The 14,249-nt window shown below is 30.0% G+C and carries 14 protein-coding genes and 1 rRNA gene; 8 read left to right on the top strand and 7 right to left on the bottom strand.

The window, feature by feature from the left end; genetic code table 11:
• Nucleotides 1–6 precede the first annotated feature (6 nt).
• Nucleotides 7–699 carry a FlgO family outer membrane protein gene (locus CRV03_RS05735; RefSeq protein WP_129084198.1) on the bottom strand — a complete coding sequence of 231 codons (693 nt, stop codon included), beginning with the start codon at nucleotides 697–699 and terminating at the stop codon, nucleotides 7–9.
• 131 nt (nucleotides 700–830) lie between these two features.
• Between CRV03_RS05735 and CRV03_RS05730 the strand changes: the two genes are divergently transcribed.
• Nucleotides 831–1,376 (top strand): DJ-1 family glyoxalase III, encoded by a 546-nt coding sequence (locus CRV03_RS05730; protein ID WP_129084197.1) that lies wholly within the window; start codon nucleotides 831–833, stop codon nucleotides 1,374–1,376.
• Here CRV03_RS05730 and CRV03_RS05725 read toward each other — a convergent pair.
• Nucleotides 1,362–2,510, bottom strand: a complete 1,149-nt coding sequence (locus CRV03_RS05725) for a glycosyltransferase (RefSeq protein ID WP_129084196.1) — start codon at nucleotides 2,508–2,510, stop codon at nucleotides 1,362–1,364. The genes CRV03_RS05730 and CRV03_RS05725 overlap by 15 nt on opposite strands.
• A gap of 79 nt (nucleotides 2,511–2,589) precedes the next feature.
• On the opposite strand from CRV03_RS05725, the gene CRV03_RS05720 reads away from it, so the two are divergent.
• The 5 genes from CRV03_RS05720 to CRV03_RS05700 are packed head-to-tail and all read left to right on the top strand — an operon-like array spanning nucleotide 2,590 to nucleotide 8,714.
• A complete protein-coding gene (locus CRV03_RS05720; protein WP_129084195.1) occupies nucleotides 2,590–3,327 on the top strand; it encodes a UDP-2,3-diacylglucosamine diphosphatase in 738 nt (245 codons plus the stop codon).
• Nucleotides 3,324–4,067 (top strand): patatin-like phospholipase family protein, encoded by a 744-nt coding sequence (locus tag CRV03_RS05715; protein ID WP_129084194.1) that lies wholly within the window; start codon nucleotides 3,324–3,326, stop codon nucleotides 4,065–4,067. Before CRV03_RS05720 ends, CRV03_RS05715 begins: the two co-directional genes overlap by 4 nt.
• Before the next feature lie 45 nt (nucleotides 4,068–4,112).
• Complete coding sequence (gene dnaE / locus CRV03_RS05710; protein ID WP_129084193.1) at nucleotides 4,113–7,661, top strand: DNA polymerase III subunit alpha; 3,549 nt, start codon at nucleotides 4,113–4,115, stop codon at nucleotides 7,659–7,661.
• A complete protein-coding gene (surE, locus tag CRV03_RS05705; protein WP_129084192.1) occupies nucleotides 7,661–8,449 on the top strand; it encodes a 5'/3'-nucleotidase SurE in 789 nt (262 codons plus the stop codon). Before dnaE ends, surE begins: the two co-directional genes overlap by 1 nt.
• Nucleotides 8,450–8,453: 4 nt before the next feature.
• The gene (locus CRV03_RS05700; protein WP_129084191.1) at nucleotides 8,454–8,714 is read left to right on the top strand and encodes a hypothetical protein; all 261 of its coding nucleotides are present in this window, start codon (nucleotides 8,454–8,456) and stop codon (nucleotides 8,712–8,714) included.
• A gap of 11 nt (nucleotides 8,715–8,725) precedes the next feature.
• Here the strand turns inward: CRV03_RS05700 and CRV03_RS05695 are convergent, their stop codons facing one another.
• Genes CRV03_RS05695 through moaC form a run of 4 tightly spaced genes read right to left on the bottom strand, consistent with a single transcriptional unit; the run spans nucleotide 8,726 to nucleotide 11,762 of the window.
• The gene (locus tag CRV03_RS05695; protein ID WP_129084190.1) at nucleotides 8,726–10,105 is read right to left on the bottom strand and encodes a M14 family metallopeptidase; all 1,380 of its coding nucleotides are present in this window, start codon (nucleotides 10,103–10,105) and stop codon (nucleotides 8,726–8,728) included.
• The gene (locus tag CRV03_RS05690) at nucleotides 10,077–11,021 is read right to left on the bottom strand and encodes a M15 family metallopeptidase (protein ID WP_129084189.1); all 945 of its coding nucleotides are present in this window, start codon (nucleotides 11,019–11,021) and stop codon (nucleotides 10,077–10,079) included. The genes CRV03_RS05695 and CRV03_RS05690 overlap by 29 nt, the downstream gene beginning before the upstream one ends.
• 10 nt (nucleotides 11,022–11,031) lie before the next feature.
• Nucleotides 11,032–11,295: a YbeD family protein gene (locus CRV03_RS05685; RefSeq protein ID WP_129084188.1), complete on the bottom strand. Its 264-nt coding sequence runs from the start codon at nucleotides 11,293–11,295 to the stop codon at nucleotides 11,032–11,034.
• Nucleotides 11,292–11,762 carry a cyclic pyranopterin monophosphate synthase MoaC gene (moaC, locus tag CRV03_RS05680; RefSeq protein ID WP_129084187.1) on the bottom strand — a complete coding sequence of 157 codons (471 nt, stop codon included), beginning with the start codon at nucleotides 11,760–11,762 and terminating at the stop codon, nucleotides 11,292–11,294. Before moaC ends, CRV03_RS05685 begins: the two co-directional genes overlap by 4 nt.
• Nucleotides 11,763–11,876: 114 nt before the next feature.
• Here moaC and rpsU point away from each other — a divergent pair, with 114 nt between their 5' ends.
• Both rpsU and CRV03_RS05670 read left to right on the top strand, forming a co-directional pair.
• The gene (rpsU, locus tag CRV03_RS05675) at nucleotides 11,877–12,089 is read left to right on the top strand and encodes a 30S ribosomal protein S21 (protein WP_129062599.1); all 213 of its coding nucleotides are present in this window, start codon (nucleotides 11,877–11,879) and stop codon (nucleotides 12,087–12,089) included.
• Nucleotides 12,090–12,253: 164 nt separating this feature from the next.
• The gene (locus tag CRV03_RS05670; RefSeq protein ID WP_129084186.1) at nucleotides 12,254–13,834 is read left to right on the top strand and encodes a nitrite/sulfite reductase; all 1,581 of its coding nucleotides are present in this window, start codon (nucleotides 12,254–12,256) and stop codon (nucleotides 13,832–13,834) included.
• A 135-nt stretch (nucleotides 13,835–13,969) separates the two neighbouring features.
• Here the strand turns inward: CRV03_RS05670 and rrf are convergent.
• Nucleotides 13,970–14,085 (bottom strand): 5S ribosomal RNA (rrf, locus tag CRV03_RS05665).
• Nucleotides 14,086–14,249 lie beyond the last annotated feature (164 nt).

Below are 14,249 nucleotides of genomic sequence, written 5' to 3'. Positions count from 1 at the left end.
AAATCTCTATTTTTCTTGAATGATTTTAATTGTTCTTGCTGGTTTACAATCTTTGAAAAGAATACAGTCATTTCTTTTATTGTGTACATAAGTTGCTCTTGCACTTGAAATGATTCTTCCAGTAATATTGTCAATTACTCTTGCATTTAAAATTACTTTACCAAACTGTCTTGAATAAGTACCAACTACAACATAAGTATTTGGAATTTGGTCTTTTAATTTATAAGGATTTCTTGTAATAAAATACTCACCTTTTTCATTAATAGAAACTGCCATTTGACCTCTATATTCAATTACATTGAAGCCTCTATTTGACATTTCATTAATCATACTCTCACTTACAATTCTTCCAAACTCAGTAGTCTTTTTAAAGTTATCTAATCTAACAAAAGAAGTAATAAGAACTGGCTTACTAGTGTTCATCTTTTTATTTCTCATCATTTGAGTTGCTAAAGAATTGATTGAACCTTCTAGTGTTCTTTGATTGATTACGTTGTATTGTAAGTCTTGAGCTATTTTCATATGCTCCTTAGTAACTTGAACCTTGTTGTTTTCTTTGATTACAGTATATTCATTTTCAGCATCAACTGATTGTACTTTTTGTCCTGTGGCACCATTTACAGACGAATGAGAAACACATCCAGAAAATAAACTAAGTGCTGCTACAGCAAGACAAGCTTTAGCAAAAGTCTTAAGCATAAAATCCCCTTTTTATAATTGCATAAATTTTATTTAAAAACAGCTTATAAATTCTTGAAAGCTCCTTATTTCAGCATTTAGTAATTTAATCTGTTTTATTTTAGAATATAAAAAATCTATGAGGAGATTATATGTCAAAAATAATAATTCCAATTTCAAATGGTTTTGAAGAGATTGAAGCAATTTCAATCATAGATATTTGCAGACGAGCAAATATTGAAGTTGTTATTGCAGGAGTTGAAGCTTTAGAAACTATAGGAGCTCACAACATAAAAGTAACAGCTGATTGTAAAATTGAAGACGTAAAAGAAAATGATTTTGATTTGATTGTTCTTCCAGGTGGCTTACCAAATGCCTTTACTCTAGCAGATAATGAACATATTCAAAAACTTTTAAAAGAGTTTAAAGTAAGTGACAAATACATTGCAGCTATTTGTGCAGCACCATATGCTTTACATAAAGCAGAAGTTTTAAATAAGGATTATACTTGTTATCCAAGTTTTGAGCAAAAAATAGTTCCTGAAAATTATATCAATAATCAAAATGTTGTAAAAGATGGAAATGTAATCACATCAAGGGGACCAGCAACAGCTATGGAGTTTGCCCTTGAAATAGTAAAACTTCTAAAGGGTGATGAAATATATGAAGAACTAAGACAAGGTTTACTTCTTACATAAGCTTTTTACTATCTTTTGATTTACTTCCCAAAAGTCTAAAAAACTATGAGAGATAGATTTATCTCTCATATATTCATAGGCATTTGATGATTTTTTGAAGTAAGTATCATCTTTTTTTGATAACTCTTCTAAAGAGTTTTTCACCTCATCAAATGAATTTATATCAACGACATATCCAAACTCATTCTTTACAAAACTACTTGGACCACCACTATTTGTAACTATTACAGGAAGTGCAGAAGATAAAGCTTCTAATACAACTTGACCTAAAGTATCAGTTGTAGAAGGGAAAATAAAACAATCACTTGAAGCATATATTTGTGATAACTCACTTTCTTGTTTTCTTCCTAGAAAAACTATATTTTTAAGCTCTTCTTTCTTTTCTAACTCAAACTCTAAATCCCCTACTAAAATAAGTTTTGCATTTTCTAGTTTTAACTTTTTCCAATGCTCTATTAACAAATCAACATTCTTTTCTACTGATAATCTACCTACATACAAAACTTTAAAATCATTTTTCTTAATATCATACTTTTCCCATATATTCTCATTTTTATAGGATTTATCAAAGTTTTCAATATTTATTCCAGCTTTTAAAATATATAAATCTTCTTCTTTAAAAGCTAACTGCTTTTCTATGATATCTATATATTTACAAGATCTAGAAAATAAAGCAGTAAAGCTTTTATAAAAAAACTTCAAGTACATAAGTGTGATTTTCTTTACAAGTTTACTTTTTGTATTTTTATACATATACGAAGGAAAATCTGTATGATATATTCCTACAACTGGTATATTTAAAATTTTTGCACTAATCAAAGCAGATAATCCAACAGTTCCAGGAGTAGAGATATGTAGTAAATCAGGATTTAGCTCTTTGATTTTATTTTTTATTTTAAAAAAATTAGGAATAACCAAATCTAAAGAGTTATAAAAAGGCATTTTGATTTTAAAAATAGGTTTTATATTAAAAATATTCTCTATTTCTTCATAATGTTTTTTTGAAGTTGAACTTATCACATAAAAACTTTTCTTGTGTTTTCTAGCTTCCTTACAATAGTCTTGAATAAATCTTGATACACCATTTAAATCATATACTGTATCACTTACTAAACATATTTTTATATCATTCATTTTGAAATTTTATTACCTATTAATTACAAAGATATTACATGTTATTAACTTGTAACCAAGATGGCATAAACTTCTTTTTATGAAATATAAAAGTATCTTTATCTCAGATGTTCACTTAGGAACAAAACACTCAAATACGAAGATGTTGCTTGACTTTTTTAAGCACAATGATAGTGAAAACCTTTTTTTAGTTGGAGATATTATTGACGGTTGGGCAATAAAAAGAAAGTTTATCTGGCCTCAAACCCATTCAGATGTCATCCAAAAAATACTTAAAAAAGCAAGAAAAGGTTGTAAGGTTACATTTATAACTGGTAACCATGATGAATTTTTAAGACCCTTTGTTCCTTTGATTTTAGGAGACTCATTGGATATAAAAAATGAGCTAGAATATAAATCACTCAAAGGCAAAAAATACCTCGTAACACACGGTGATTTCTTTGATTCAATAACAATGACTAAAAAATGGCTTGCTATCTTAGGTGACTATGGATATGACTTGCTACTAAATGTAAATCAAGTTTTAAACTACTTTAGAAACAAACTTGGAATAAAATCAAGGTGGTCACTATCAAAATATGTCAAAGACAATGTTAAATCCTCTGTCTCTTTTATAACTGACTTTGAAGACACCCTAGCAAATCATGCAAAACATAAACAATATGATGGCATAATATGTGGACATATCCATAAAGCAGAGATACGAAATATAGATACAATAGAGTACCTAAACTGCGGGGACTGGGTTGAGTCTTGTACAGCAGTTGTTGAAACTTTTGAGGGAGAATTTAAAATCATAAATTGGTTAGAGAAATGAAACTAGGATTAGTATTAAGTGGTGGTGCAGCAAGGGGAGCTTTTCATCTTGGAGTACTACAGTTCTTAGAAGAACAAAATATTCAAATTGATGCTTATTCAGGTAGTTCAATTGGAGCTATAATCTCTGTTTCCCATGCAAGTGGAATAAGTGCAAAAGAACAACTAAAAATTTTCTCATCAAATGACATAAAACAAGTTTTGAAATTCAATTACCTCAACAAAGGTTTATTAAAAATTGATACAAAACATCAAATACTAAATGAGCTTCTTCCTATAAAGCAATTAGAAAACTTACCAAAAAAAGTATTTGTAAATGCCTATGATTTAAAATCAAAAAAACTTTACTATTTTGATAAAGGAAATAGCCATGAACTTTGTATGGCATCAAGTGCGTTAACACCTCTTTTTAGACCAATAAAGTATAAAAACATGGAACTAATCGATGGAGGTTTATTTGATAATATGCCTATTAAACCTATGCTTGATTTAAAACATGAAATCTATACTGTAGATGTAATGCCTAGTAAAAATATTTTTAATCAAAAGGTAAGCTATAATCCAATTAAGAGATTAAAAAGAAAAATCTTTAAACAACTAATTGAAAATGCAAAATATAGTATTGAACATACAAATCACTATATAACTTCCCCAGAAATACGACACTTTAAAATGTTTACTTTTAAAGAGCTAAAGAATTGTTTTAACTTAGGATATAAAGAAGCACAAAAACATTTTTAGATATAATCATTACTATAATAAATCCAAAATAAAAAGTTAAGATTCATGTCAGAAATACCAAAGTTTACCCATTTACATTTACATACAGAATATTCATTACTTGATGGTGCAAACAAGATTAAGCCCCTTGCAAAAAAAATAAAAGAGTTAGGAATGGACAGTGTTGCCATGACAGACCATGGTAATATGTTTGGAGCTATTGACTTTTATAATGCAATGAGAGCTCAAGGTGTTAAGCCAATCATTGGAATGGAAGCATATATTCACAACTCAGAAGAGATAGGTGATAAATCTACAAAACAAAGGTTCCACCTATGTTTATATGCTAAAAATGATACTGGATATAAAAACCTTATGTATCTTTCATCACAAGCATACATGCATGGTTTTTATTACTACCCAAGAATCAATAAAAAGATGTTAAGAGAAAACTCTGAAGGGCTAGTTTGTAGTGCTGCTTGTCTTCAAGGAGAAGTAAACTGGCACTTAAACTTACAAAACGAAAGAAACGTAAAAAATGGTGCTAAAGGTTATGATGAAGCAAAAAGAATTGCTTTAGAATACAAAGATATCTTTGGAGATGACTTTTATTTAGAGATTATGAGACATGGTATTGGTGACCAGCATTTTGTAGATGACCAAATTTTAAAAATTGCTAAAGAGACAGGTATCAAAGTAGTTGCTACAAATGATACCCACTATCTAAAACAAAAAGATGCTGATGCTCACGAAGCCTTCATGTGTATTGCAATGAATAAACTTTATGATGACCCAAATAGATTAAGACACTCAGTACACGAATTCTATTTAAAATCACCAGAACAAATTGCAATGCTTTATGCTGATATTCCAGAAGCAATAGAAGCAACTCAAGAGATTGCAGATAAATGTAATTTAGAGATAAAACTAGGAGACCCTACTCCACCAAACTTTAAATTTACAAGACAAAAACTAACAGAACAAGACCTTCAAATTCCAGAGCCAGAAGAAGAGTACTCTTTAGAAAATGATAAAGCTTTATTTATACATGAGTGCTGGAAAGGTTTAGAAACAAGACTTGAGATTGTTCCAGAGGAAAAACATCAAGAGTACAGAGACAGACTGCAAGTAGAAATAGATATTATCAATAATATGAAGTTCCCCGGATATATGCTTATTGTATGGGATTTCGTTATTGTTGCAAAACAAATGAAAATCCCAGTTGGTCCAGGACGGGGTTCAGCAGCAGGTTCACTTGTTGCTTATTGTCTATTTATTACCGATATTGACCCTATGCCATATGGTTTACTTTTTGAGAGATTCCTAAACCCAGAAAGGATATCGATGCCCGATATCGATATGGACTTCTGTCAAAGTAGAAGGGGTGAAATTATTGACTATGTTGTTCAACAATATGGTAGGTCAAACGTTGCTCAGATTATCACTTTTGGTAAACTTCTTGCAAAAGGGGTTATTAGAGATGTTGCCAGAGTTCTTGATATGCCTTACTCAAAAGCAGATGCAATGGCAAAACTTATTCCAGATGAACTTGGAATTAATCTTACAGACTCATATGAAAAAGAGCCAAAGATTAAAGAGCTTTGTGACTCAGATCCTTTATCAAAAAGAGTTTGGGAGTTTGCATTAGCCTTAGAAGGTCTAAATAGAAATGCCGGTACTCACGCAGCGGGTGTTGTTATTTCCAATGAACCATTATGGAAAAAAACACCACTATTTAAGCCTTCTGGACTAGATACAATTGCGACACAGTATAATGGTAAATATGTAGAAGATGTTGACTTAATTAAATTCGACTTCCTTGGTCTTAAGACCCTAACAGTTATTGAAGAAGCAAATAAACTTATTGAAAAAAGACATGGAAAAAGAGTTGACTTCTTAACAACAGACGTAAATGACAAAGGTGTTTATGACTTAATCCAAACAGGTAATACAATTGGATTATTCCAGATAGAATCAGCTGGTATGCAAGACCTTGCAAAAAGACTTAAACCTTCTGGTTTTGAAGATATCATTGCGATGCTTGCACTATATAGACCAGGTCCAATGGAGTCAGGGATGCTTGATGACTTCATTGATAGAAAACATGGTCGTGCAGAAATCTCTTACTTCTATGATGAATTTATTGAACCATTACAACCTATTCTTGAACCAACTTACGGGGTTATTGTTTACCAAGAGCAAGTTATGCAGATTGTACAGACAATCGGTGGTTTCTCACTTGGTGGTGCGGACTTAGTTAGACGGGCAATGGGTAAAAAGATTAAAGAAGAGATGGACAGACTTAAAGGTGAGTTTGCCGAAGGTGGAGTAAAAAAAGGCTATAAAAAAGAGCATTGTGAAGAGCTATTCGACCTGATTGTAAAATTCGCAGGATATGGTTTTAATAAATCTCACTCTGCAGCTTATGGTTTAGTTACATTCTATACTTCATATTTAAAATGCTACTACCCTGCTGAATTTATGGCAGCACTGCTTACACTAGAAAAAGATAACACAGACAAAGTTGTAAAATATGTGGATGAAGTTAAAAGATTAGGTCTTGACCTTTTCCCACCAGATATTAATAAATCTGACCTTGTATTCTCTGCAAAGAAAATTGATGGAGAAGAAGAAGTAGTAATGTTTGGTATGGGGGCTATTAAAGGTGCCGGAGATGTTGCTATTAACTCTATTTTAAAAGAGAGACGAGAAAATGGTGACTTTAAAGATATGTCTGATTTTATCTCAAGAATCGATGGTAGTAAAGTAAATAAAAGAGTAATCGAATCTCTTACTAAATCAGGAGCCTTTGACTGCTTTATGTATTCTAGAAAATCTTTACTAGAACAAATTGAAGTTATAGGTGATACTGTTGGAAAAGCTATGCAAGCAAAAAAAATGGCTACAGGGTCACTTTTTGGAGACAGTGAAGAGCTTACAAGAATTGAGCTTGAGCTTGAACACTTACCTGAATATGATGCTAAAGAGATATTAGAGTTTGAGAAAGCTTCATTAGGTTTTTATGTATCTGGTCACCCATTAGATAGCTATAGAGAGGACCTTGATAAAATCAACTATACACTTAGTTCAGAACTTGATGAAGTAGCTGATGGAAGTCAAGCCTTACTTGTAGGAAAGATTGAGGAAATCACTGAAAAAATCTCTAAAAAAGGTAATAAATTCGGTATTGCAAATATCCTTGACCTTCACGGAAATATTGAGATTATGCTTTTTGAAAATAGACTAAAAGAACTAGAAGAGAAGTTTGATTTAAATGAACCTATTGCATTTAAAGTAAAAGTTACAAAAGATGGTGACTTTACAAGAATGAATATTCTAAAAATTGAGTCTTTAGATGATGCAAAAAAAGAGAAAGTAAAAACAAAACATAGAGAGAAAGAAGAGCCACCTTTAACTGTTGCACTTCCATTTAATCATACAGATGAAACTATGTATAAACTCTTTGAAATAATTGCAAATAATCAAGGTAAAAGGCAATTAAAAGTTGTTGTAAAATCAAAACTTGCTGATGTAGAACTAGAAACAGGATTTGCTGTTAGCTCACAAGTAGAGAATCTTATTAAACAAATTAATGGAGCTTATGTAGTTGCATGATGAAACAAATTCTAATTACAAATGATGATGGCTTTGATGCAATTGGACTTAAAGCTTTAGTTGAAGCTTTATCTCCTATTGCAAAAATTGTAGTTGTAGCCCCAGCTAAAAACAAATCAGCATGTGGACACTCACTAACCCTAGATAAACCACTAAGAATGGTACATGTAGATGATGACTTTTACAAAATAGATGATGGTACTCCAACAGATTGTATTTTTATCTCTTTAAATAATCTATTCAAAGAAGGTTACAAACCTGATTTAGTAATTAGTGGTATAAATATTGGTGCAAATATGGGAGAAGATGTAACTTATAGTGGAACTGCTGCAGGAGCTATGGAAGCAGTACTTCAAGGTGTCCCTGCTATTGCTATTTCTCAAGTTTGTAAAGATAGATGTCAAGATATTAAAAACGGCTGGGATTTTGCACTTGCAAAGGATACAATTTCTAAACTAGCTAAAAAAATATTAGATAATCAATTCCCTTTAGGAGAAAGAAGATTTTTAAATGTAAATATTCCTCCAATAAAAAAAGAAGATTGCAAGGGAATAAAAATAACTAAAGCAGGATACAGAGAGTATGGCAATGATACTCATAGACACCATAATCCAAGAGGTGAAGAGTATTATTGGATAGGACTTCATCCATTAATTTGGCAAGAAAGTGAAAATAAAGATTGTGATTTTGAAGCCGTTAAAGCAAACTATATATCAATTACTCCTATAATGCTAGACTTAACTTCTTATGATGATATAAACAAATTAAATACATGGATAAAGGAATAAAGTTTTGAATTTTACAGAATCTTTAACAAAACATATAGATAAGTTAGTAGGAACTTTAAAATCTGAAGAAGATTTAAAAGAGGTTTTAAAAAGAAAACTTACAAAAAAAGAGCTGAAAGTTTTTGTTGCTATTGAAGAGGGAAAATCTATTCAAGAAACAATGGAATTAATCAAAGACGATGAAGAAAGAGTTAATGAACTTTACAAAGCAGCTTGTAAAAAAGTAAATCAAGAAAAAATCAAAAAAGAGTTAGTTGATTTATAAAATGAGAGTTTCTACAAAGAATTTGTAGAACTCTTATAGTTTTTATTAAATGAAGAAACTCTAGCAGTTGTATTAGAGTTTTTATCAAAGTTTACTAAAACCATTCCAGCAAACTTATCTTTTTTGTAGAACTCTACACGGAATATTTTTCCACTTTTATCAATAGAAAATCTTTTTTGTAATCTATTTTTATTAACTGTTACCCCAGCTTCATCATTTTTATTATGTACAAAACCAATTACATTTACTCTTAAATCTTTTATTGGCTTAATTTTGAAATTTTTATCCACATTGATAATTGAACCTAATGGCACAGTAAAATCTTTTCCATCAATTGTTACGTCAATATTTTCATCAATACTTTCATGCTCTAAATAATCAGGAGTTAATACAGCAAGTCTCCTATTTCCATAGTGAATTGCATATCCATCACCTTTTTTAATTACTGTTAATAAAGGATTTGAAGGACTAAACTCTAAACTTCCATCTTTTTTAATAGGAAAGTATCTTAGATTACTTCTAATTTCACTTAAAGGCAATTGGATTTTTTCATCATAAAAAGAGATATAAATATCGTTGTCAATAACATTTCTTACAGCCATTGGCTCTAAAGGAAAATATCTTTCATACTCAATTCCCATAATATCCATATATTTTTCAATTGCTAATAGATGATAATATGTTCTTTCATGTAGTGGTAAAGATTTACTCGCTTCATTTGCAAATGCAGCTTTTTTATTGTTGATAGAAAAGTAAGTTAATGTCTTTTCCATTTCTTTATCACCAAGTCTTGTATTTGTGTTTTTCACTTTATAGTGATGATGTGAAGTTATTAAATTCTTGTTTATAGAAGCACAAACCTGCTCTGCAATTTCACTTAAATTCCCATAATATTTTGTATCAATTGATTCTTGGTCTACAATAGCACTTTGTCCCCATCTTAATGGAGAGTGTAGTCTATCAATATGTTTTTCTCTATAAAATCCACTACCATCATGTAAATTAAGTACTAACTTAACTTCATCTGAAGTGATATACTCTTTTATTCTTTGAATAGAATCATAATCTGGATCAGTAGAAGAAATTTTTGCAAACTTCCTATTCATATCTCCAAAAGGACCTCTATTTCTTTTAATAATTGAATAGAAATTTAGATTTGGAACAATCCAAACAGAACCTTTTTTAATCTTATAATGAGTAGTAATTAATGATGCTGCCATAAAACCACCTGGCTCATCACCTTGAATACCACCAATTATTAGTAAAGTATTTTTATCTTCTTTCCCTTTTTTGATAAAATCAAAATCAAAATTATGGTCATCAGCATATAGATTTTGTAAAAGTAGAAAAACAAATAGTAATTTAAATAATCTTAATATGCCAAGGCTCATACCTTACCCCATCCTTATTGTTAACTGTATATCTCATGTCTATATATTTTAATTTTCTCATTTTTAAAAATTCATCTGTCAATGCAAATCTAGATGAAAAGTTTGCTTTTCCAAAACCTTTTTTACCAACATCAAAATCTGCAATACTATGATAAGTATATGCAGGAGGTGCTAAAGACTTAGATGCATCTGTAAGATTTCCATCTACACTATGTACCTTATCTAAAAAAAGTTTCGTTTGTTTTACAATACTTCTCACACCAGAAGTTAATGTTAAACTTTCACCTATATCATCAACCATTTGATAATATGTTTTTTCTGGCTCACCTTTAAATAAATAGTGTCCAGTATATGGTATTTTTCTAACTTCTTTTTTATTTATTGAGTCAGTAATATTTTGGGAAATTCTTTTTCCATAAAAACCATGAACTGTTGGATCATAATAAAAAATAGACTCTAAGAACTCTAACTCTTTTTTAGTAAAAGAAGAGATTTTATTAGAATATTTTGCAACTTTTAGCATATAATCAAAGTCTATGATATTAAAGTTTCCATAACCAACATGTCTTTGTACAAGGTCAATTTTATTTCTAACACTTTGGAACTCTTTTAAAAACTTCTCTTCGATAAAAACATCATCAATAATAGTTTTACCTTTTCTAGCAATAGAAGAGTTCTCATTATCTTTAACATTGATTTCTAAAGAGTCTTTTACTTCACCAATATACTCTTCTTCACTCAATACATAATCATCTTTAATTCTATTTATTTTTTCTACTTCACTATCATTATTTCCAAAGATATCACTAATTAATCTCTCGAAATTATTATCAAAAGTTTCTGTTTTTGCAAATAGATTTGATGTACCAAATAATGAAGCTAAAGCTGTTGATTTTAGAAAATCTCTTCTTCTCATATCTTATGTCCTAAAGTACCATCTTAATATCTTTATGATCACCTAACATTTTGTAAATCTCTTTTCTATCATCTTCATTATGAACTAATAATTCCAATGAATAGCTTTTAAATTTACCTTTTTTACTTACTTTAGATTTTTCAAGAGAAAACTCTCTTTTTATAAAAATTTCTTCAGTAATTTTATTTGCATTAGACTTCTCATGAATTACAATTTTGTATTTCCATGAACAAGGATAGTCTAATTGAAGTTTTTCTTTACTTAAATCAATCATCTTGTAAAATCTCCACTTTTACCACCACTTTTAGATTCTAACTGTACATTTGATATTACCATTGATTTATCTATAGCTTTAACCATATCATAAATAGTTAATAAACCAATAGAAACACCTGTTAAAGCTTCCATTTCTACACCAGTTTGTCCATTTAGTTTTGCACTAACTGTTAGTTTAAATCCTGGAAGTTCAGGAAGTTCATCAATATCACAATTTATTCCAGTTAATAATAAAGGATGACACATTGGTATTAAATCACTAGTTTTCTTTGTCCCCATAATTGCAGCAATAACTGCTGTTTGTAAAACAGGTCCTTTTTTACCAGTATTATTAATAATTACATCATATGCATCTTGGCTCATAGTTATCATACCAGAAGCAACGGCAACTCTTTTTGTTTCATTCTTTGATGAAACATCAACCATTTTAGGTCTGTCATTTTCATCTAGGTGTGTTAATTCCAATTTAAAACCTTTATACTTAATGACTTTATTATATCTTTTTATTAGTTAAATAGAAATTAAGTAAACTTTAAATATAATGCAACCCTAAATTTAAAAAGAAAGTGGGTGATTTTAGTGCCAGGCATTAAAGTTAAAGATAACGAATCTTTTGACGAAGCATATAGAAGGTTTAAGAAGCAATGTGATAGAAATCTTATTGTAACTGAAACTAGAGCTAGAAGATTTTTTGAGCCAATGACAGAGATCAGAAAAAAACAAAAAATTAACGCTAGAAAGAAAATGCTTAAGAGATTATACATGCTTAGAAGATACGAATCTAGACTGTAGTAATTCGTTTTCTATACCAAAGCCTCGATTTTATCGGGGCTTTTTTTTATTTTATTCAATTATACTCATTTACAAACTTCACAAATAATCTTCATACCACTAACTAGACACTAAAAACAAATAAAATATATATACAAATAACTATTTAAAATAAAAGGAATACATTGACTACTAAAGATTTGTCTCTATTAGAGCAACTTAAAGCCTCTAGAAATCCTCTTCATGTTATTGAAGATATATATAAAGAAGCGGAAGAAGGAATCCCTTTAAGTGAAGAATATATAGGTTTACTAAAGTGGTATGGAATGTACCCACATATTAATTCAGAAAAAACTGAAGATAAAAAATACTTTATGAAAAGAATTAAAATTATTGATGCAAAAATAAACTTAGCACAATTGGAAGTTCTTTCACAAATAGGTAAAGAGTATGCAAAAGGTTTAATTGACTTTACAACAAGACAAAATGTACAGTTTCACTATATTGAAATAAAAGATTTACCAACTATATTTAAACTACTTGAGTCTGTTGGACTAACATCAAGAATGGCGTCAGGTGATGGTCCTAGACCAATTGTTACTTCTCCAATTGCAGGAATTGACCCCAATGAAATTTATGACACAACAAATCTAGTAAAAGAAGTAGATGCATATTTTGATGAAAATGATGATAGGTTTTGTAACTTTTCTAGAAAATATAAACTTTCAATCTCTGGTTGTGCAAAACACACTGCATCCCATGAAATACAAGATTTGGGATTTACTGCTTTTATAGATAAAAATAATGAAGTCTTATTTGATTTAACTATTGCTGGTGGATTATCAAAATCAAAGCAAATTGCAACTAGAGCCAATAAATATGTAAAACCAGAACAAGTTAGAGATGTAGCAGTTGCTTGTGCTGAAATCTTTAGAGATAATGGAAATAGACAAAATAGAAATAAAGCAAGAGTAAGACATCTCTTTAATGAATGGGGTCTTAAAAAGTTCATTGATGAATTAGAATCAAAACTAGGATACAACCTTCAAAATGGATTTGATGAACCAGAAATCACATCTTCTGAAAATAGAAATCATTTTGGTATTCATAAAGCAAAACAAGAAAATGAATCATTTATTGGCTTTGCAACAAATTCAGGAAGAATTGCGGGGGAAGACCTTGAAGATATCAGTACAATTTGTAATAAGTACTCAGCAAAGGGTGTTGCACTTACAGCAACACAAAACTTTATAGTATATGGTGTTAAGAATGAGAATGCACAAGCATTAGCTGATGAAATTGACGCCTTAGGTTATCCATATAATCCAACACCTTTTAGAGCAAGATTACAAGCTTGTACAGGTAAACAATTTTGTAAATTTGGAATAACAGAAACTAAAGAGTTTGCAAAAGGTGTTGTAGCACAATTAGAGAAAAATCATCCAAATTTTAAAGAAAATATAACTATTGCTATTTCAGGTTGTGGAAATGCATGTTCACATCCACAAATATCAGATATAGGTTTTGTAGGAACAAAAGTAAGAGATGAAGATAAAAATAGAGTTGAAGGATATGAAGTAATTCTAGGTGGACAACTTCATGGAGTTAAGGAAAGTAAATTTGCACATAAAACTGGAGTTAAAATTACAGCAAAAGAGTTACCAAACTTTATTGGAAGATTAATTGAATCATATACTGAAAATAATCTAGAACAAAGTTCATTTAAAAACTATTTGAATGTAGTTGATTTAAAAGAAAAAATATAAAAAATAAAGGAGGAGAGGAATCCCTTCTTTTGATAATTAAACGAGTAAGCCCGAAAATGTAGGCTAAAAAAAAAGCTTACCATTAGCAACTAAGATAAGTTGGTAAAGGTAAGCTTTAGTAGAAATATACTCAAGAGCTGGCAGCGACCTACGTTTCCACAGGGGGGCCCTGCAGTATTATCAGCGCAGAAGTGCTTGACTTCCAGGTTCGGAATGGAGCTGGGTATTACCACTTCGCTAAAACCACCAGCAATATGAGTATCAAACATACTTTATAAGTATGCTCTGTACTCACATTGATGAGTATTAAAAATTATAATGTTAAAAGTCTTATATCTTATAGTAGATATACAACATATTAAGTACAAGTACTTAATAAGATAGTAAACCAAGAAATAGTTTAAAAAAAGCCAAA

This window comes from Arcobacter sp. F155 (genome assembly GCF_004116455.1).
Classification (GTDB): domain Bacteria; phylum Campylobacterota; class Campylobacteria; order Campylobacterales; family Arcobacteraceae; genus Halarcobacter.
Note: the sequence above shows the minus strand (reverse complement) of the source record. Positions and strands in the feature narration are given on the sequence as shown.

Bases quoted from the DNA above. Each gene is read 5' to 3' on its own strand.
- CRV03_RS05690 (WP_129084189.1), bottom strand. From the start codon at position 11,021: ATGAGAAGAAGAGATTTTCTAAAATCAACAGCTTTAGCTTCATTATTT.
- CRV03_RS05685 (WP_129084188.1), bottom strand. From the start codon at position 11,295: ATGATTGATTTAAGTAAAGAAAAACTTCAATTAGACTATCCTTGTTCA.
- CRV03_RS05730 (WP_129084197.1), top strand. From the start codon at position 831: ATGTCAAAAATAATAATTCCAATTTCAAATGGTTTTGAAGAGATTGAA.
- CRV03_RS05720 (WP_129084195.1), top strand. From the start codon at position 2,590: ATGAAATATAAAAGTATCTTTATCTCAGATGTTCACTTAGGAACAAAA.
- CRV03_RS05695 (WP_129084190.1), bottom strand. From the start codon at position 10,105: ATGAGCCTTGGCATATTAAGATTATTTAAATTACTATTTGTTTTTCTA.
- CRV03_RS05735 (WP_129084198.1), bottom strand. From the start codon at position 699: ATGCTTAAGACTTTTGCTAAAGCTTGTCTTGCTGTAGCAGCACTTAGT.
- surE (WP_129084192.1), top strand. From the start codon at position 7,661: ATGAAACAAATTCTAATTACAAATGATGATGGCTTTGATGCAATTGGA.
- CRV03_RS05725 (WP_129084196.1), bottom strand. From the start codon at position 2,510: ATGAATGATATAAAAATATGTTTAGTAAGTGATACAGTATATGATTTA.
- dnaE (WP_129084193.1), top strand. From the start codon at position 4,113: ATGTCAGAAATACCAAAGTTTACCCATTTACATTTACATACAGAATAT.
- CRV03_RS05715 (WP_129084194.1), top strand. From the start codon at position 3,324: ATGAAACTAGGATTAGTATTAAGTGGTGGTGCAGCAAGGGGAGCTTTT.